Genomic DNA, 18,444 nt, shown 5'->3' with positions numbered 1-18,444 from the left:
GGAATCCGATCTACCGCGCCGGGAAGCTCACGGCGCCGCGATGTGTGGAGCCGGCGATGCCGCCGACCTCGCTGCGGAACGTCCAGACCTACTACGCCGAGTTCGTCGCCTGCCTGAACAAGGCGTGGGCACCGGTGGTCCGGAAGGCCGGGTTCACCTTCACCCCACCGAAGCTGGCCGTCGTACCGGGCATGACGCCGACCTCGCCATGTGACGGCGACGACGTCTGGGCGTTCTACTGCGGGGACACTATCTACCTGGGCGCACAGAAGAACCTGGACGACTACAAGCGCCGCCCCGGGGTGGCGCTGGCCTGGATGGCGCTGACCATCGCGCACGAGTACGGGCATCACGTCCAGGCGCTGGCCGGGATGCGCCTTGCGAAGTACGAATGGGGGATCACGGCCAACGGGGCCGACGCGCAACGGGAGGAGAGCCGGAGAGTCGAGCTTCAGGCGGACTGCTTCGGCGGCGCCTACTTCGGTGCCGACCAGGCGTCCTTCCCGGTCGACGGCGAATGGCTCGACCTGCGGAACAAGGCCATTCGGAACAGCATTGATCCCGACCACGACCACGGGGGCGTGGCGAATATGGCGCTGTGGCACTTCAACGGCTTCGAGGCGGCCGGCCCGTCAGCCTGCGACACCTACACAGCGGACTCGACCGTGGTCGGCTGACGCATGAGTACGGCGGTTGCCGCGAACAGGACCGCGCACGCGGCGAGGGCGAGGGGCAGCGTGGTCAGCCGGGCGATCGCGGCGATCGTCACTCCGCAGACGATCTCGCCGAGGTACTCGAGCTGGGCGAGAAACGAATGGGTGGTGGCCCGGACGCCGGCGGTGGTACGGGCGTTGACCCAGATCGTGCCGATCACCCGGGTGAGCGGGTTGACGATGCCGGCGAGCAGTACGACGGCGATCGCGCCGACGACTGGATCGCGGGCGAACGCGAGCAGGAGCATGCTGACCACACCGGCGACGGCCGCCAGGGCGTAGTCGGTGCGGGCGTGGTCGCCGTCGATGCGCCGCGCGACCACGCGCAGGGCGATCGCGCCGACGAACAGGCCGACGACGCCGAGACCGGTGAACCAGACGATCGGGTCGGGGTCAGTGGGTAGGCCGAGGTCGAGGAGTTGCTTCTGGGTGAGCCGGCCGGCCGCGTCCGAGGCGCGCTCGTCACCAGCCACCACCCGTTGTGCAGGAGCGCCCGCATCCACGTCCACCGGATGAGCACTGTCTCCATACCCGCACTCTTCCGGCGCTGAGCCACCACCGTCCACAGGTTTTGTGAGTTGCTTCATATTCTTCGCAACTATCAGCAGGTTGCGATAATTTGAAAGAGTGCCAAGAGTCACAAGGGAAAACGAATGACCGTTCTTGATTTTCGGGCGGCCGGCGGAGCAGGGTGGAAGTTCGGAGAACGAGCGTTCGGTTTGAGCTGGGGGTCGGCGTGGCGCAGATGACTCTGGAGCGGGTGGGACAACCGTCATCACGTCCAAAGGTGACCAGACCGCCGGGCGGAATCTGGCGGATCGTGCGGGAGATCGCACTGCTGGCGGTGCTGTTCGGGGTGTACAACCTCGGCCGGTTCCTGTCCGCGGAGCACACCGGATCGGCGTACAAGCATGCCGATGAGCTGATCCGCTGGGAGAACTGGCTCGGCCTGCCGAGCGAGGCGGTCGTGCAGCACCAGGCGTTGCGGGTCCACGGTTTGGCCGACGTCGCGAACGTGTTCTACGCGAGTGTGCACTTCCCGCTGACGGCCGTGGTGCTGCTGTGGTTGATGATCCGGCGGCCGGTCGAGTACGGGAAGGCGCGTTGGGCGCTCGCGTCGCTGACCGGACTGGCCTTGATCGGGCACATGTTCTTCCCGCTCGCGCCGCCGCGGATGATGCCGGGCTGGGTGGACACCGGCGTACTGCTCGGCCAGTCCGTGTACGGAGCGAGCACTGACTCGGGAGTCGCGAACCAGTTCGCCGCGATGCCGAGCCTGCACGTCGGCTGGGCGTTCATGGTCGCGGTGTTCCTGATCCGGGCCACTCGCTCGCGATGGCGCTGGTTGTGGATGGCACACCCGCTGCTCACGTTCACGGTCGTCGTCGTGACCGCCAACCACTACTGGCTCGACGGCCTGGTCGCGATCACCCTGGCACTCCCGCTGCTCCTGATTTTCGACGCACGGCGGATACGCATCCCCGCCGACGCCTCGCAGCTCGTTCAGCGTCTGCCAGTGGTGGCGAGTTCCTCGTCGGCGCGGACCAGGTAGGGCTCGCGGTCGAGCACCAGCCGGGCCGCGGCCGCACCGATGTCGAACCACAGCCCGATCAGTTCGAGCCGCCCTTCGTCCTCTGCCGTGCGGACACAGGCGAAACTGCGAAGGTTGGCCAGTTGTACGCCGACATTCGCGACGGACAGCTTGTCGGCCGGGGACAACTTCACGCCGGTCGCCGGGTCGACGATATCCGGCAGCCCGACCGCACGGCGTACCGAAGGCTCGAGGTGGCGTAGCCAGTTCTGCAGGCCGGAACCGGCCGGGACGTTCGCGTCCAGTGCGGCTGCCGCGGCGCCGCAGTGCGAGTGACCGCAGACCACGATCGACTTCACGCCGAGTACGTCGACGGCGTACTCGATCGCGGCGTCGACGGAACTACTGTTTGAGCCCTTCGGCGGAACGAGATTGCCGATGTTCCGCACGCAGAACTGATCGCCTGGACCGCTGGTCGTGATCATCGTCGGCACGATCCGCGAATCCGCACAGGTGATGAACAGCTGCGCCGGCCGCTGCCCGTCCGCCGCCAGCTTCGCGAGCATCGGCCGGATCAGCTCGGCCGAGGCCTCGAACTCACGGATCCCGTCCAGCATCGAGACCCGCCGGTCGGGCTCGGGGATGACCTGGGGATGCCAGGGCATCAGCCGCCGCGCCGGATCGGAGTGCATCGCCGCCCGGAACGCCGCCCGGTTGAGCTCGACCGAACCACCGCGGGCAATGTGCCCACGCCGCCAGTCCTCGATCGCCTCGTACGCCGCGTGGTCGAGATGGTCGACGTCCAGGTCGACCCGGACGCGGGCGCCGGCCGGGATCGACCGCAGTGTCCGGACCAGCGATGCGACCCCGAGGAACACGAGTGTGCCGCGGATCCGCACGGTCCACAGCCCGTCGTCCTCGGTTGCGGTCACTGTCGCGCGGGCGAGTCGGTACAGCACGCGCACGATCGCGAGCGCCAGTCCGATCAGGACACCTTCGGCCAGTCCGAGTACGGCGACGCCCGCCGCGGTCACGACGTACACGAGCAACTCGTCGTGCCGGCGCAGCGTGCGGATGTGGGCGAGCTGAACCAGGCGCAACCCGGTGACGAGCAGGACGCCGGCCAGCGCGGCCATCGGGATCAGCTCGAGCATCGAGCCGGCCGCGAGGACGAACGCGGCGATCCAGAGGCCGTGCAGGATCGCGGCGGCGCGGGTCCGCGCACCGGCCGCGACATTGGTGGAGCTGCGCACGATCACGCCCGTCACCGGCATGCCGCCGAGCGCGCCGGACACCGCGTTCGCGGCGCCCTGGCCGATCAACTCGCGATCGAGGTTGCTGCGGCTGCCGCGATGAAGCTTGTCCACGGCAACGGCCGACAGGAGCGACTCGACACTGGCGACCAGGGCAACGGTCAGCACCGCGGTCACGATCTCCCACGGCGTGCCATCGGGGATCGCGGGCATGATCAGTTCCTGCAGAGGCCGGTCGGGTAGATCGACCCTGGCGACGTCGACCATGAAGACCGCGGCCAGTGCGGTCACTGCGACCACGGCGACCAGCGGTGCCGGAATCACCTTGACCTTGGGCAGTCTGGGCCACGCCAGCACGATGGCGACGGTCAGTACGCCGACCACGACGGAGTGACCGTGATGAGCGATCAGCTGCGCGGGCAGCGCCGCCACATTCTCGATCAGGGAACTCTGTGCCTTGCCGCCGAGCACGACATGCACCTGCTGGACGGCGATCGTCACGCCGATGCCTGCGAGCATGCCGTGCACCACGGCGGGAGACAGGGAGAGGGCGAGCCGCCCGATCCGGGTGACGCCGAGCAGGATCTGCACGAGGCCGGCGGCGCAGGTGATGCCGGCGGTCGCGGCCCAGCCGAACTGACCGACCAGGCCGGCGACGACAACGGTCAGGCCCGCGGCCGGGCCGCTGACCTGTAACGGGGATCCGCCGAGCACACCGGCGACCACCCCACCGACCACTGCGGCAACGAGGCCGGCGATCAGCGGGGCGCCGGAGGCGGCGGCGATCCCCAGCGAGAGCGGTACTGCGATCAGGAAGACCACCAGCGAGGCCGGGAGGTCGTGGTGAAGAACGGACCGCCAGGAAACGCGTTCAGCGGCGGTAGGGGAAGGTGACGTGGTCGGCACGGGTCCTCCGGCGTCGGGTGCTCTGGGCAACTGCTCGGGCATCAGGCGTCGAAACAAAGAGTGTCGATCTGGTCACCCATCGTACTGACCCGATCAAGGCCGGAGTAGCGCCAATTCCAATTCGTTGCCTAGGGCGCCGAAAGATGACGATTGCTCAGGGCATCGATTCGCCGGCGAACAGGACCCGGCGGGCGTGGTCGGTGTCGAGGTACTCCCGGACCGCGACGATCAGGCCGTCCCGAACGGTAAAGACTCCACCACATTTGTTGTCGTAGGCACCACCGGCGCGAGCGGTCGCCTGTGCGGTCCACTCGGCGAACACCTGCTCGCCGTCGGCGATGACGTTGACCAGCTTGATCGTCACCGGCGTACGGGGGGCGAAGAGGTTGCCGGCGGCCGCACCGAGGAACTCGTCGACGACCATGTCCCGTCCCTTCCAGTCGCCGGACAGCGGGAGGTCACCGGGATACGTCCACACGACGTCGGGCGCGAAACTGGCGCGGATGGTCGGCAGATCACCCGCCGCCACAGCCTCGACGTACCGGGTCACAATGGTCTTCGGATCCATCGGTGTTGCCTCCTCCTCATGCAGGGTCAGTACAGCGTTGCCGCGGATGCGACGCTCACGCAGGTCGTCGAGTACGGCGTCCGTCCGGGACCAGTCCTCGACGCGGCCGAGCTCCGGGTGAAGCCGGCCGGCCGTGACCAGCCGGACCAGCGTGGCAAGATCCTCGTCGTCGCGGCCGTGGACGTAGTGGAAGTGCCGGATGCGCGCTGCCTCGGGAGCGGTGAAGAAGTCGAAGAAGTCGAGCGTCACCGGCTGCCGGCTGACCTCGCCGAACCAGACCAGGTCACCACCCGGGACCAGCTTCGACAACGCGACCGGCAGGCTCTCGCCACCGACGGATTCGAAGACGAGGTCGTACGGTCCGGGTGCGTCCGCGACGTCGTAGACGAGATCCTGGGCACCGAGTTCGAGCAGTCGCTCGCCGCGGGCGGGGGACGAGACGACGGCCGTGACGGATGCGCCGGCGCCGGCCGCGAGTTCGGTGAAGTAGTGGCCGACTCCGCCGGACGCGCCGGTCAGGAGGATCCGCCGTCCGATCACGCTGCCCGCCGTACGCAGCAAGCGCAGCGCGGTCAGCCCGGCCAGCGGGAGCGCGGCAGCCTGCGCGAAGGAGATGGTGCCCGGCAGTACGGCGACCTGGGTGGCCGGTGCGGTCACGCGCTCGGCCCAGCCCGAGTGTGGGAGATGAGCGACCACGCGAGTGCCGACCGGCGGACCGTCAGGGGTGGCCTCGATCACCCGGCCGGCGATGTCCTTGCCCGGTCGCCACCCGTCCCGCGGCCGCTCCAGCTGGAACGTCTCACCGCGGTTGATCGAGAACGCCGCGACCTCGATCACCATCTCGTCCGCGCCCCGCCGGACGTCGTCGACGTCCGCGAACCCGATCCTGCCGGTGTCCACCGGAACCACTGCTCTCATGGCCGTCCTGCTCCTTCACCTAGACTCGGCAATGACGCTACGAACCGATCGTGGCGGGCGGAAGACAGCACTAATTACTGCCATAGGCACCGAATGGATACCGACCAGGTCAGAGGTAGGTGGGACGCCACGAAAGGCGCCTGCCCGACGCGTCAGGTGCTCGGCCGGATCGGCGACACCTGGACGATGCTGGTGATCAGCACGCTCGAGAAGGGCGGCACGCTGCGCTCCGGCCAGCTCAAGTCGATCATCGAGGGCATCACCCAGAAGATGCTCACCCAGACGCTGCGCAACCTCGAGCGGGACGGCGTCGTCCGGCGTGATGTTCTTCCTACTGTGCCGGTGACGGTCAGCTATACGCTGACCCCGCTCGGCCGGAGCCTGGCCGCCGCCGTCGCGACGATGCGGACCTGGGCCTACGACCACATGGACGAGATCGCCGCCGCCCGCGACGAGTACGACGCCAACACCTGAGGAGTCACGTGGATCTGCAACTGTCGGGGAAGACCGCGGTCGTCACCGGAGCGAGCAAGGGCATCGGCCTGGCCTGTGTGGAGGCGCTCGCCTCGGAGGGTGCGAAGGTGATCGGGATCTCCCGTGACGCCGGCAACCTGGCCAAGGCGCAGGAGGAGCTTGCGGCCAAGGGCCTGAGCTTCGAGGTGCAGGCGGTCGACCTCACCGATGCCGACGCGACCACGGCGGCCTTCGAGCGGATCGGCGCACCGGACATCCTGATCAACTGTGCGGGCGCGGCCCGGCGGACGCCCGTCGACGAGTTGGACAGTACGACGCTGCACGCCGCGATGGAGGCGAAGTACTTCACCTACATGCACGCGACCGAGGCGGTCATCCGAGGGATGGCCGAGCGGGGCAGCGGCGCGATCGTGAACGTGGTCGGCCAGGGCGGCCGCGCGGCGAACCCGCTGCACATCGGCGGTGGCGCGGCCAACGCGGCGCTCATGCTGGCATCGGTCGGCTACGCCAAGGCGTACGCCGCTCAGGGCGTCCGGGTGAACGTGATCAACCCCGGCACGACCCGCACCTCCCGCGTCGACGAAGGCCTCGAGGCGGCGGTCCGCGCGACCGGCCGCCCCAAGGAGGAACTGCTGCAGGAACTCGTTGCCGAGATGCCGCTCGGCCGCGCCGGCGAACCGAGCGAGGTCGCCGACGTCGCCGTCTTCCTCGCGTCCCCACGGGCCAGCTACGTCACCGCCTCGATCGTCACGATGGACGGCGCCACCACCGCCTCCATCTGAGCTCAGTTCGGGGGACCGGCGCTGATCTCGCGGTCGGAGAACGGGGTGACGGGCCGGGCCTTCGGCTCGCCGTCGATCGTCAGGTCGACCTTCTCGTTGAAGAAGGAGACGAGGCCGGTGATCGGCAGCAGCGCAGCGGTCGGGAAGTCGTAGGACCAGGCGAGATCGCGGCGGTCGCCAACGGACCAGTAGTCGGACGTCCGGCCCTTGTACGGGCACGCGCTCCGGGTGTCGCTCGGGGTCAGATGCTCGAAGTTCACCTCGGTCCGCGGGAAGTAGTAGCGCGGTGGTAGCCCGGTCTCGAACACGATCACCGTCGAGCGCGACTCGGCCAGCAGCTTCCCGTCCAGTTCGACCGTGACGTGCCGGCCGGACCGGATCGCGTCACAGCGGGCAAACGGGTTCCGCGGATGGACGAAGACTTCCTCGTCTTCCTCGAACCAGCTGTCGAGGGCGTCCCATTGGAACCGCACCCGGTCCTTTGCGACGCCCTCGTCGTACACCCAGGCCTTGCCGGATCCGGCCGTGTGCACTCGCGCGACACCGTGGTCGAACTCCTTCGTCTCGCCGGTGTCGGTCAGCACGCCGTCCGCCACGTCCGCGAGCGGGATGTAGTACTGCGGGTACGGCGGGAACTCCCACAGATAAATCGCGTCCGTCGTGTCGAGAACGACGCGGTTGCCAAGGGTCGCGCGCACCCGGCGGGGGACCGGAGCGGTTCCGCCGGGTGGCACGAGTGCTTCTGGATAGGCGCTCATGAATCCATCGTCCGTCATACCCCGCCACTACGGCAGACGTCGTACGAACGGTTCCGGAACGGGTCAGACGGTGATCCAGTCGATGTCGGCGATGTAGCCGGCCGGGTTGCTGACCTTGATGGAGTTGGCTCCGGCGGTCAGCTTCATCGGGAGGTAGGTCACCTGCGGCGTCCCCCAGTCGTTGTCGCCGAGACCGGAGTAGTTGGCCCAGTAGGTGTCGGTGCCGTTCACCGTGAGCATGCTCTGCCGGCTGGTGTCGCCGTCGGTGTAGGCGATCTTGACCAGGTACGTGCCGGTGGCCGGGACCGTGATGTTGTTGAGCGTCACCGTGGCGTCGTACCCGATGTTGCCGATCTTCGCGCCACCCGAGCACAGGGTGCACCCGGAGATGCCCGCGTTCCCGGTCAGCGTGCTGGTCGGCGCCTCGGCCTCGTACCGGACCGGTCCACCCGACTTCGCGGTGAACATGGTGACCGGAGCGCTGGCATCCGACGTACGGCCGCCGTTCACCCCCTTCACCGTGAAGGTGTACTGCGTCTGCGGCAGCAGCCCGGTCACCACGGCGCTCGTGGTCGAGCTGGTCGCCACCTGCTTGCCATTGGCAAACACCTTGTACGACGAGGCGCCGGTGCTCGGCCGCCAGGTCAGCGACGTGGTGGTGCGGCCGACGTCCGTCGCGGTCAGGTCGGCCGGCTTGGTCGGACCTGATGTGTCGTTCGGCGTGATCTTGTACAGCTTCGACCCGTGGGCCGGCAGTGCGGCGGACACCTGGCCGGACACGTTCCGGGTGTTCTGGTCCGCCCAGATGTCGCGGACGGTCGCCTTGCCGGTGATGCCCAGCTGGTCGAAATTGCCGGTCACCGTGGCCGGGGCTTCGGCCAGGTTGAACAGTGCGACCGTGACGCTGCCGTCGGCGTTCTTGGCGTACCAGGTCTGCTGCAGCTGGTCCTGGTTCAGCGGGCGGGCCGGGTTGCCGGACTGGTCGATCGCGATGACTTCGCGGTTGGTCAGTAGCTTGAGGCCGTACGCGTCGAGCTTGGTCAGGTCGTCACCAGCAAAGACCGGTGCGGCGTTGATCGCCCAGAAGGTCATGTAGCTCTGCCGCTCGGCGTCGGTGAGGCCGTCCATCGCGCCCACGCCGACGTTGATCGCGTCCAGGTTGTTCCAGTGCCCGGGGCCGGCGTCGTCGATCCACTGGGGGAGGTCCCACCAGCGCGCCTTCACCGAGCTGTCCCAGCGGACGATCGTGTCGCAGTAGCACTCCACGTCGGTGTCGATCCGCCAGCCGTTCGAGTTCTGCTTCCAGACATCGGCGTACCGGTGACTGAGGGACCAGGACAGCGTGTACATCATCGGGCGGCCGGCGTTCTGCACCGCGCGCCACCAGGCCTCGATGTCCTCGGTGTTGTTGTGGTTCGGGTCGTCCGGAGCACCCTTCCAGGAGCCGGGGCCGACGCCGTCCATCTTGATGAAGTCCACGCCCCAACTCGCGAAGAGCTTGGCGATCGAGTCGGCGTACTTCTGCGCGCACGGGCTCTCGTAGTTGATCTTGTACGCCGCGTCCCAGCCGTTGGTCTTGCGCAGGTCCGGGTAGACGATGTCGCGGGTGAAGCAGCCGGGTGCGTCGTAGATCGGCGTGTTGCCGTCGCGGTAGACGTCCGTGCCGAGGCCGACGGTGGTGTAGATGCCGAACTTCAGCCCGAGCTTGTGGATGTCGTCGCCGACCGCCTTCATCCCGCGGGGGAAGCGCTTCGCCATGGCGACCGGGCGGCCGTACTCGTCACCGCCGTCCTGCCAACCGGCGTCGACGTTGACGTACTCGTAGCCGTACGGCTTGAGCTTGGTCGCCAGCGCGTGTGCCTCGGTGAGGATGTTCTGCTCACTGATGAAGCTGCCGGGGCCGTCCGGGTTCACGCCCGGGTAATTGGTGGACTGCAGACTCCAGCTGCTCCAGCCCATGTACGGCTTGGCGGCGACCTGTGGGTACTTGGCTGGTAGGGGCTTCTGGGCTTGGACGACAACGGGTTGGGCTGCGTCGGCGGGGGCGATGGCGGCTGCGGTCGACACCAGGGCGACGGCGGCCAGGACGATCGTGCTGCGGTTGCGGAGAGACATTCGATGATCCTCCAGGGGAGGAGAGGGCGGACCCGGCCGAGCCTAGGGTCGCTTAATTTACTGCGTCAAGTATTCAGGTCCCCTGACTTCCTGTGACACGACTGCCATCGAACCTTCATCAACTTCGTTCCGCGGCCCGGACGTCGTACGAGCGAAGAGACCGGCTCGTGAGGATGCCGGTCCGCAGAGCAGGAGGGGGTTCCATCATCGTGAAGTCAAGGACACTCGGCCGGACGGCGATCGCCGCGGCCGGTGCGGCCGGTGCGGCCGGATTGGTCGCGATCGCGGCACTCGGTGCGTCGGCGGCGTCGCCGCGTACGACGGCGACCGCACGGCCGGCGCTGAAGTTGGTTGCCGGAAGCACCGATGTCACGCTGGACAGCATCCCGGACTACGGCGTTGACCTGGATCTCGGCACCCACGTGGTGGCCGGCGACGCGCCGATCGAGGTGCGGACGACGCGGGCGTCGTACAGGTCGCCGGTCGTTGCGAGGCAGTACGTCAACGGGAAGCCGGCGCGCGTCCTGCCGAAGGGCTTGGTCACGGACTTCTCCGGGCTAGGGAAGTTCCTGCACGTCACGATGACCGATGCGTCCGGCAAGAAGGTGCTCGACCAGGATCAGTCGGTCTGCCTGAACGGTGAGGGGTCGCGGACCCGTCCCGATGCGCCGGCGACCTCGCCGTACCCGGAAGGCTGTTCGGCGAACCCGTTCACGCAGGGCGCGGTCTGGGGTCTGCAGACCGGCTGGTCGTCGAACACGTTCAGCGGGTACGGCGCTCCGGTGAAGCTTGCCGTGGGCAAGTACAGGGCGACTGTCACGGTCAGCAAGGTGTATCGCGACTTCTTCAAGATCGGTGCGTCCGATGCGGCACTCACCTTGAGCGTGACCGTGCAGCAGAGTGACGGCTGTGGCGACGGGCACGGTGTCCGAGGCTGCTTCGCCGCCGCTCAGCAGAAGACGGCCGCGGCGGGCTCGGTGGCGCCGAAGCCGAACGCGACCCGACCGACCGGGAAGCCGAGCGTGCCGAACGGCCCGAAGCCCGACCTCCGGCCGGTGCCCGCGTGGGGCATCGAGGTCCTGCCGGGCGACGAAGGCACGCCGGACGCGCAGAAGGACTTCCTGCAGTTCTCGGCGACCGTGTGGAACGCGGGTCCGTCGCCGCTGGTGCTGGACGGGTTCCGGCAGCAGGGCAAGGACCTGATGGACGCGTACCAGTACTTCTACGACGCACACGGCAAGCAGGTCGGCTACCAGAACACCGGCACGCTCGAGTGGGACGGCCGCGACGGCCACAACCACTGGCACTTCACCGACTTCGCCCGCTACAGCCTGCTGAACTCGAAGCAGACCGAGGTGGTCCGCAGTCAGAAGGAGGCGTTCTGCCTGGCCGCGACGGACTCCATCGACTACACGGTGAAGAACGCCAACTGGCACCCGCAGAACACCGACCTGCACACGGCCTGCGGCAACCGCGGATCGCTCTCGGTCCGCGAGGTCCTGGACGTCGGCTCCGGCGACACCTACGTGCAGTCCCTGCCCGGTCAGTCCTTCGACGTGACCGACCTGCCGAACGGCACGTACTACGTCCAGGTCACGGCCAACCCGGAGAACCGCCTGTTCGAAGCGAGCACCAAGAACAACGTGGCGCTCCGCGAGGTCGTCCTCGGCGGAACCAAGCACCACCGCACCGTCAAGGTCCCGCCGGTCGGCGTGATCAGCGTTCCCTGATGCCGCCCACGCTGGTCGGTCGACCAGCACCTCGCGCCCCCGGTTCGGTCCGGCCGGGGGCGCGAGCCTCTCAGCGTTCTCCAAGGCATCCTGTGACTACGATGCTCGAACGCCGATCCGGAGGAGTGGGATAGTGCGCCCCTGGGTCTTGGTGACGGTACTGGCCCTGGTCGCCGCTGCGGCCGGGTGTCACTCCGCCACTCGGGAGCCGCCGGCCGCGTCGGTGCCGACGAGTCGCCCGAGCTCACCGCCGGCGCCCCCGGTCCGCGCCAGTGGCGGGTCCGCCCTCGCTGAGAATGCGAAGCTCGGTACGACGCAGTGGGTTCTGCCCGCGAATCGGCTGGCCGGCCCCGTCGAGCTCGCCGGGTACACCGAACGGGTCAGTGTCCGCAGCGGCCAATCGTTCCGGCTGTATGCGACCTCGACCGCCGGCGCCTTCACCGTGCGTGCGTTCCGGATCGGCTGGTACGGCGGAAAGGGGGCGCGACTGGTGTGGACCTCGCCGGCCGTTCCCGGCCTGGTTCAGCCGGCGCCGACCGTGGGTGCCGACCGCATGGTCAGCACGAATTGGCGTCCCTCGCTCACCGTGCCCACGACAGGCTGGCCGGCCGGCGCCTACCTGCTGCTGCTCACCGCGGCGAACGGCAAGGAGAAGTACGTCCCGATCACGATCCGCTCGGAATCGACGCGCGGTGCTGTCGTCATCGTCGATGCCGTCAACACCTACCAGGCGTACAACGCTTGGGGTGGCTACTCGCTCTACCACGGCCCGCACAACTCGTTCGCGACTCGCGCGTACCGGGTGAGCTTCGACCGGCCGTACGACCGTGATGGTGCGCATCTCCTGGTGCAGTCCGAGTTGCCGCTGATCCAGCTCGCCGAGCAGAGCGGCGTACCGCTGGCTTATCTGACCAGCTTCGATCTGGCCACCGATCCGCACGCGCTCGCAGGTGCGCGAGGGATCGTGTCGGGTGGTCATGACGAGTACTGGACCACCGGGATGCGGGCAGCCGTCACCAAGGCCCGCGACGCGGGCACGAACGTCGCGTTCCTCGGCGCCAACGCGGTCTATTGGCGGGTCCGCTACGAACCTGGCCGACTGGGCTCGCAGCGCGTGCTGGCCGGCTACAAGGATGCTTCCGCGGATCCGCGGAAGAATCGGCCGGACACGACGGTGAAGTGGCGCAGCGTTCCGTTCCCGAGTCCGGAGAACAGCCTGACCGGCATGCTGTACGAGTGCTTCCCGGCGGAGGGATCGTTCGTCGTCCGGGATCCCGGGTTCTTCCTGTTCGCCGGGACCGGAGCGGCCAGGGGATCGTCGTACCCAGGCCTGGTGGCGACCGAGATCGATCGTGCCTATCCGATCGCGGGTACGTCGGCCAACCTCCAGGTGGTGGCGCATTCGCCGGCCACCTGCGGGCCGGGGCGACGTACCTTCTCGGATGCGACGTACTACACGGTGCCGTCCGGAGCCGCTGTGTTCGACACCGGTTCGATGGAGTGGGTACGCGCGCTCCACGGGCCGGACTCCAAGCACTCGCTCAAAGCGCCGACGGTCGCGTTCGCCCGGACAGTGACGCTGAACCTGGTTCGCGCGATGGCGACCGGTCCGATCGGCCATGGCCATCCCGCCCGCGGGGACCTGGCCGCGCTGGGCGCGTCGACGGACACGTCCACCGGTACCGGTGGCCGCGTCGGCTGATCAGCGATTGTCCGGGACAGGGCCGAGAGGCAGCTTCGCGGCCCTGTCCCGGACGGCTAGTGGTGTTGCGGGCGGCGGCGCGGCCGCAACGGCCGGGTGTGCGGGTCCGTGCGAGCGTGCTGACGGCGTCCGATGACGAACGGGCGGGACGTCCGCGGCGCCGGGGTGCCGGCGGGGGCCGAGAGCTGGATCGAGGTCTGCTCGAGGTTGAGGCGGACCGGGGCCTGGTGCCAGGGCGAGCGGGTGCGGACCACGACCAGCCTGAAGCGGCCGTCGCGGCGGAGCCGGAGGGCGATCGCAATGGTTGCCATAGCCGGGATCAGACCGGCGAGCAGCAGCGCCGAGCGGGCGCCGAAGTGCTGGGCGAGGAACCCGACCGTCGGACCGCCGATCGCGCCGCCGCCGATGAACACCAGGTTGTAGATCCCGGACACCCGCCCACGCAGTCCGTCCGGCGTGGTCAGCTGGACCATCGACTGCGCCGCGGTGAGGAACATCAGGGTCGCCATGCCCATCGAGGCCAGCACCGGGATGAAGGTCCACAGCGACGGCTGGATCGCGGCCAGCACCTGGGTGATCGTGAGCAGGCAGGCGATACCGATCAGGTTGCGCAGGCGCGTCGGCCGGACCCGGCGCGCAGACAGCAACGCACCGGTCAGCGCCCCGGCCGCGACCACCGAGTTGAGTACGCCGTACCCCGACGCGCCGGTGTGGAAGACCCGGTCGGCGAACGCCGTCAGCGTCACCGGCAGGCTGATCGTGAACATCCCGTAGATGCCGACCAACGCGATCGCCCACCGGACCGCCGGCTCCTGGAACGCGTACCGCACACCGTCGCGCAGCCCGTCCCGGATCCGCATCCCGGCGCTCGCCCTGCGGGCGGCGTGCAGCCCGGGCATCTCGCTCTCCCGCATCCGCAGCAGGGCGCTGATCGAGGCGAAGAAGGTGCAGGCGTTGAGCGCGAACGCCCAGCCGGTGCCGATCGAGCCGAGCAGCAGGCCGCCGAGCGCCGGGCCGATCAGGCTGCCCAGCTGGAACGTCGACGACACCATGCTGATCGCGTTCCGGACCCGGTCCTTGCCGACGAGTTCGGTGACGAAGGACTGCCTGGTCGGATTGTCGACAGCGGTGGCGAAGCCGAGGAACAGGGCCATCGTGTACACCTGCCAGACCTGCACCTGGCCGGTGAACGCGAGGGTCGCCAGTACGGCGGCCGCCATGCCCATCGTGGTCTGGGTGCAGAGCAGGACCTTCCGCTTCGGGAAGCGGTCCGCGATCACACCGCCGAACAGGCCGAGCAGGAGGGTAGGGAGAAACTGCAGCGCGGTGGTGATGCCGACCGCGGTGGCGCTGCCGGTGATCGTGAGCACCAGCCAGTCCTGCGCGATGCGCTGGATCCAGCCACCGGTCGAGCTGACCAGCAACCCGCTGACCAGGAGACGGAAGTTGCGGACCTGCAGTGCGCTGAAGGTGTCCTTGAAGCCGGGACGCCGCTGGGACTCGCGGAGTTCGGCCGGATTGGTGGTGCGGTGGGTGTGGAAGTCGGGGACGGATGGGACAGAACCGGTGGCCCGGGTGGTCAAGAGCGATCCCTACACGAGTCGTCTGGTCAGGGGAGGACATCTCCATCCTCAGGGTTCGGTCCTGAATTCTGACAGCGAATTACTCCTATTAGTCTTATTGCGTCACGTAATGGGAGGTGCATCGATGTACGACCCGGACCAGCTGCGCACGTTCCTGGCGGTGGCCCAGTCGCTCAGCTTCACCCAGGCCGCCGACCGGCTGGGTATCCGGCAGCCGACGGTGAGTCAACATGTCCGCAAACTCGAGGTGGCCGTCGGGCGGCCGTTGTTCGTGCGGGACACCCGGACGGTGACGCTGACCGCGGACGGCGAGGCGATGGCCGGGTTCGCCCGGACCATCCTGGCCGCGCACGAGGAGGCGGCCGGGTACTTCACCGGCTCCGAGCTGCGTGGCCGGCTGCGCTTCGGCGTGACCGACGACCTGGCGCTCACCCCGCTGCCGCGGATCCTGCGCGACTTCCGCCAGCTCTACCCGCGGATCGACCTCGAGCTGACCGTTGCCCAGAGCCCGAACCTGCTCCGCCGGGTCGAGTCCGGCCACCTCGACCTCGCCTACGTGAAGCACGGCGCCGGCGGCGGCTACGAGCCGAACGGACGGCTGGTACGGCGGGACCCGCTGGTCTGGGCCGGGATCTCCGGGACCCGGATCGCCCCCGACGGCCCGGTTCCGCTGGTCGCCTATCAGGCGCCGTCGCTCAGCCGGTCGCTCGGTGTGCAGACGCTCGAGCAGGCGGGCCGGTCGTGCCGGATCACCTGCATCGTCCGGGGTGTGAACGGCGTACTCGCGGCAGTCCGGGCCGGACTGGGGATCGCGATCTTCGCCCGGTCGCTGATGCCCGCCGACCTGGTCGAGCCGCCGCCGAGCGCCGGACTGCCGGAGCTCCCGTCGATCGATCTGGTGCTGATCACGAACCCGCGGGCCGCGAAGGAGCCGGCCGAGGCGCTCACCGCCGCGATCCTGGGCAGCAACGCACCGCTCAAGCCGGACGCCGCCTAGACGAGTGCGTCGCCGCGGAGCACCAAGCTGATGATGCTGACCGCGGCGATCGCGATCGTGACCAGGAACGGCGCGTCCCGCCACGCCACGATCACGACGAGCAAACCGGCGACCACTACGAGCGCGATCCACCCGATCACTCCGACCGCACCGGCCGGCGCGATCACGAGGAGTGCGGTCGCCGCCGCGAGCGGCAGCGGCGCGATCAGCCGGGCATAGGGGCCGAGCCGCTGCGGCCAGCCCCGCACACCGGTCGCCAGGTCGTCGTCCAGATCGGGTACGACGTTTGCCAGATGGGCACCGATCCCGAGTAAGGCGCCGGCCGCGGTCGCCCACCACGGAGCCCAGACATCGGCCGTGCCGAGCGTGACGAACGAGGGCAGTGCACCGAACGCGACGGCGTACGGAAGCCAGGAGATCGCGGTCGATTTGAGCCCGAGGTTGTACGCCCAGGCGCAGGCGACGAAGAGCAGATGCATCAGGCCGGCCGCGATCCCGTTCGCGAGCGAGAGCGGGATGGTGACGACCAGCATGACGCCGGCGCCGACGGCGAGGGTACGGCGACTCACCAGTCCACGCACCACTGGTTTGTCCTGACGGTTCACAATGGTGTCTCGGGCGGCATCAATCGCGTCATTGCTCCAGCCGATCGAGAGGTGGCCGGTGAGGATCGTTGCTGCGACGAGGAGACACCCGGCGGGGCTTCGCCCGGTCGACCAGGCGAGGGCCGTGACCAGCACGGTGACGGCGACCGTCGGCCCCGGGTGGCATGCGAGGGCGAGACCACGGACTGTCCGCACGATGCTCACCGACGTAACGATGCCACGATGACGCGGATCGCCGCGGTCCGGCCCGCGTTGCCCCCGAACCGCTATCCGCAGTCCGAGCTGACCGCCGCCTTCGCGGACATCTGCCTGCCGGACGGCAAAGGGACCGCGCTGCTCCGCCGACTGCACGCGAATGCCGGGGTCTCGTTTCGGCACCTCGCGTTGCCGCTGGAGGAGTACGCCGTACTCAAGGACTTCGGGGACGCGAACGACGCGTGGATCGCGACGGCCGTGGACCTCGGAGCCGAGGCGATCGCGGGAGCGGTGGCGGACGCCGGGCTGACGCTCGACGATGTCGATGTCCTGATGTTCACCACGGTGACCGGGGTGGCCGCGCCGTCGATCGACGCACGGGTGGCGGTGCGGCTGGGGTTGCGGGAGGACGTCAAGCGGCTGCCGCTGTTCGGGCTGGGCTGTGTGGGTGGGGCTGCGGGCATTGCCCGGTTGCACGACTACTTGCTCGCCTGGCCGACGCATGTCGCCGTACTGCTGTCGGTGGAGTTGTGTTCGCTGACCCTGCAGCGGGACGACTCGTCGTTGCCGAACCTGGTGGGTGGGGCGTTGTTCGGGGACGGTGCGGCGGCTGTGGTGCTGACCGGCTCGGAGCACCCGCTGGCGTCGGGGCCGTCGGTGGTGGCGACGCGGAGCCGGTTGTATCCGGATTCCGAGCGGGTGATGGGGTGGGACGTCGGGTCGGGTGGGTTCCGGATCGTTCTCGGGGCGGATGTGCCCGATGTGGTGCGGACCTACCTCGGTGGTGATGTGCGGAGCTTTCTCGGCTCTCACGGGTTGACCGTGCCGGAGATCGGGACCTGGGTGAGTCATCCGGGCGGCCCGAAGGTGCTGGAGGCCGTGGCGGAGACGTTGGAGCTGCGGCCGGGAGCGCTGGATCTGACCTGGAAATCGCTAGATGCGGTCGGCAACCTGTCGTCCTCCTCGGTCCTGCACGTCCTCGGTGACACGCTCGGGCTGGATCCTTCAGGCACGGGCCTGCTCCTCGCCATGGGCCCGGGGTTCTCGTCCGAGCTCGTCCTCCTGGAGTGGTGATGTCGTCCTACGCCTGGTATGTGGTGCTGGTCCTGCTCGTCGGCGGTGAGCGCGTGGCCGAGCTGGTGGTGTCGCTGCGCAACGCCAAGTGGAGCTTCGCGCACGGTGGTGTGGAGTCGGGGCGCGGGCACTATCCGTTCATGGTCGTGTTGCACACCGGTCTCCTCGCCGGCTGTCTGGTGGAGGCGGCGCACCGGCCGTTCATCCCGGCACTCGGATGGACGATGTTCGCCGTCGTCCTGCTGTCGCAGGGCCTGCGCTGGTGGTGCATCACGGTCCTGGGGCACCAGTGGAACACCCGGGTGATCGTTGTCCCCGGCCTCCACTTGGTTGCGCGCGGCCCGTACCGCTGGATCCGCCACCCCAACTACGTGGCGGTCGTCGCCGAGGGCATCGCCCTCCCACTGGTCCACACCGCCTGGATCACCGCCCTGGTCTTCACCGTGCTCAACATCCCCCTCCTCGCCATCCGCATCCGCTGCGAAGACGCGGCCCTGACCGCCGCCCTGGTCAAGTGATCGCCCCCGGCCCACCCACATG

General features: G+C 68.7%; 16 protein-coding genes. 9 read left to right on the top strand and 7 right to left on the bottom strand.

The annotated features are described in order from the left end of the window. Nucleotides 1-56 precede the first annotated feature (56 nt). On the top strand, nt 57-677 hold the full coding sequence (locus ACXC9Q_RS13645; protein ID WP_457056861.1) for a neutral zinc metallopeptidase: 621 nt from the start codon (nt 57-59) through the stop codon (nt 675-677). Here ACXC9Q_RS13645 and ACXC9Q_RS13640 read toward each other — a convergent pair. After that, a complete protein-coding gene (locus tag ACXC9Q_RS13640; protein ID WP_457056860.1) occupies nt 647-1,222 on the bottom strand; it encodes a hypothetical protein in 576 nt (191 codons plus the stop codon). The two genes, ACXC9Q_RS13645 and ACXC9Q_RS13640, sit on opposite strands and share 31 nt — an antisense overlap. 278 nt (nt 1,223-1,500) lie before the next feature. Here ACXC9Q_RS13640 and ACXC9Q_RS13635 point away from each other — a divergent pair, with 278 nt between their 5' ends. Then, nucleotides 1,501-2,265, top strand: a complete 765-nt coding sequence (locus tag ACXC9Q_RS13635; RefSeq protein ID WP_457056859.1) for a phosphatase PAP2 family protein — start codon at nt 1,501-1,503, stop codon at nt 2,263-2,265. Here ACXC9Q_RS13635 and ACXC9Q_RS13630 read toward each other — a convergent pair. Beyond that, complete coding sequence (locus ACXC9Q_RS13630) at nt 2,217-4,403, bottom strand: bifunctional SulP family inorganic anion transporter/carbonic anhydrase (RefSeq protein WP_457056858.1); 2,187 nt, start codon at nt 4,401-4,403, stop codon at nt 2,217-2,219. The two genes, ACXC9Q_RS13635 and ACXC9Q_RS13630, sit on opposite strands and share 49 nt — an antisense overlap. Nucleotides 4,404-4,557: 154 nt before the next feature. Next, the gene (locus ACXC9Q_RS13625) at nt 4,558-5,889 is read right to left on the bottom strand and encodes a nuclear transport factor 2 family protein (protein WP_457056856.1); all 1,332 of its coding nucleotides are present in this window, start codon (nt 5,887-5,889) and stop codon (nt 4,558-4,560) included. A 93-nt stretch (nt 5,890-5,982) separates the two neighbouring features. On the opposite strand from ACXC9Q_RS13625, the gene ACXC9Q_RS13620 reads away from it, so the two are divergent. Both ACXC9Q_RS13620 and ACXC9Q_RS13615 read left to right on the top strand, forming a co-directional pair. Continuing rightward, nucleotides 5,983-6,363, top strand: coding sequence for a winged helix-turn-helix transcriptional regulator (locus ACXC9Q_RS13620; RefSeq protein WP_457056854.1), 381 nt, complete (start codon nt 5,983-5,985; stop codon nt 6,361-6,363). A gap of 8 nt (nt 6,364-6,371) precedes the next feature. After that, the gene (locus ACXC9Q_RS13615; RefSeq protein ID WP_457056853.1) at nt 6,372-7,145 is read left to right on the top strand and encodes an SDR family NAD(P)-dependent oxidoreductase; all 774 of its coding nucleotides are present in this window, start codon (nt 6,372-6,374) and stop codon (nt 7,143-7,145) included. Between the two features lie 2 nt (nt 7,146-7,147). Here the strand turns inward: ACXC9Q_RS13615 and ACXC9Q_RS13610 are convergent, their stop codons facing one another. Both ACXC9Q_RS13610 and ACXC9Q_RS13605 read right to left on the bottom strand, forming a co-directional pair. After that, nucleotides 7,148-7,903: a DUF427 domain-containing protein gene (locus ACXC9Q_RS13610; protein ID WP_457056852.1), complete on the bottom strand. Its 756-nt coding sequence runs from the start codon at nt 7,901-7,903 to the stop codon at nt 7,148-7,150. A 63-nt stretch (nt 7,904-7,966) separates the two neighbouring features. After that, nucleotides 7,967-10,018 carry a fibronectin type III domain-containing protein gene (locus ACXC9Q_RS13605; RefSeq protein ID WP_457056851.1) on the bottom strand — a complete coding sequence of 684 codons (2,052 nt, stop codon included), beginning with the start codon at nt 10,016-10,018 and terminating at the stop codon, nt 7,967-7,969. A gap of 209 nt (nt 10,019-10,227) precedes the next feature. Between ACXC9Q_RS13605 and ACXC9Q_RS13600 the strand changes: the two genes are divergently transcribed. Both ACXC9Q_RS13600 and ACXC9Q_RS13595 read left to right on the top strand, forming a co-directional pair. After that, nucleotides 10,228-11,748, top strand: a complete 1,521-nt coding sequence (locus ACXC9Q_RS13600) for a lysyl oxidase family protein (protein WP_457056849.1) — start codon at nt 10,228-10,230, stop codon at nt 11,746-11,748. A 133-nt stretch (nt 11,749-11,881) separates the two neighbouring features. Further along, on the top strand, nt 11,882-13,450 hold the full coding sequence (locus tag ACXC9Q_RS13595) for a N,N-dimethylformamidase beta subunit family domain-containing protein (protein ID WP_457056848.1): 1,569 nt from the start codon (nt 11,882-11,884) through the stop codon (nt 13,448-13,450). 56 nt (nt 13,451-13,506) lie between these two features. Here ACXC9Q_RS13595 and ACXC9Q_RS13590 read toward each other — a convergent pair whose 3' ends face one another. Next, a complete protein-coding gene (locus ACXC9Q_RS13590; protein ID WP_457056846.1) occupies nt 13,507-15,033 on the bottom strand; it encodes an MFS transporter in 1,527 nt (508 codons plus the stop codon). A gap of 124 nt (nt 15,034-15,157) precedes the next feature. On the opposite strand from ACXC9Q_RS13590, the gene ACXC9Q_RS13585 reads away from it, so the two are divergent. Next, nucleotides 15,158-16,030, top strand: coding sequence for a LysR substrate-binding domain-containing protein (locus ACXC9Q_RS13585; protein WP_405065571.1), 873 nt, complete (start codon nt 15,158-15,160; stop codon nt 16,028-16,030). Here the strand turns inward: ACXC9Q_RS13585 and ACXC9Q_RS13580 are convergent. Continuing rightward, on the bottom strand, nt 16,027-16,839 hold the full coding sequence (locus ACXC9Q_RS13580; protein WP_457056844.1) for a UbiA family prenyltransferase: 813 nt from the start codon (nt 16,837-16,839) through the stop codon (nt 16,027-16,029). The genes ACXC9Q_RS13585 and ACXC9Q_RS13580 overlap by 4 nt on opposite strands. An 18-nt stretch (nt 16,840-16,857) precedes the next feature. Here ACXC9Q_RS13580 and ACXC9Q_RS13575 point away from each other — a divergent pair, with 18 nt between their 5' ends. Beyond that, entirely contained in the window at nt 16,858-17,904 is a 1,047-nt protein-coding gene (locus ACXC9Q_RS13575; protein ID WP_457056842.1) for a type III polyketide synthase, read from the top strand. Then, nucleotides 17,904-18,422, top strand: coding sequence for an isoprenylcysteine carboxyl methyltransferase family protein (locus ACXC9Q_RS13570; protein WP_457056841.1), 519 nt, complete (start codon nt 17,904-17,906; stop codon nt 18,420-18,422). The genes ACXC9Q_RS13575 and ACXC9Q_RS13570 overlap by 1 nt, the downstream gene beginning before the upstream one ends. Nucleotides 18,423-18,444 lie beyond the last annotated feature (22 nt).

Source organism: Kribbella sp. CWNU-51, from assembly GCF_054073265.1.
The sequence above is the reverse complement of the archived record's forward strand: the minus strand, read 5'-3'. Positions and strand labels throughout refer to the sequence as shown.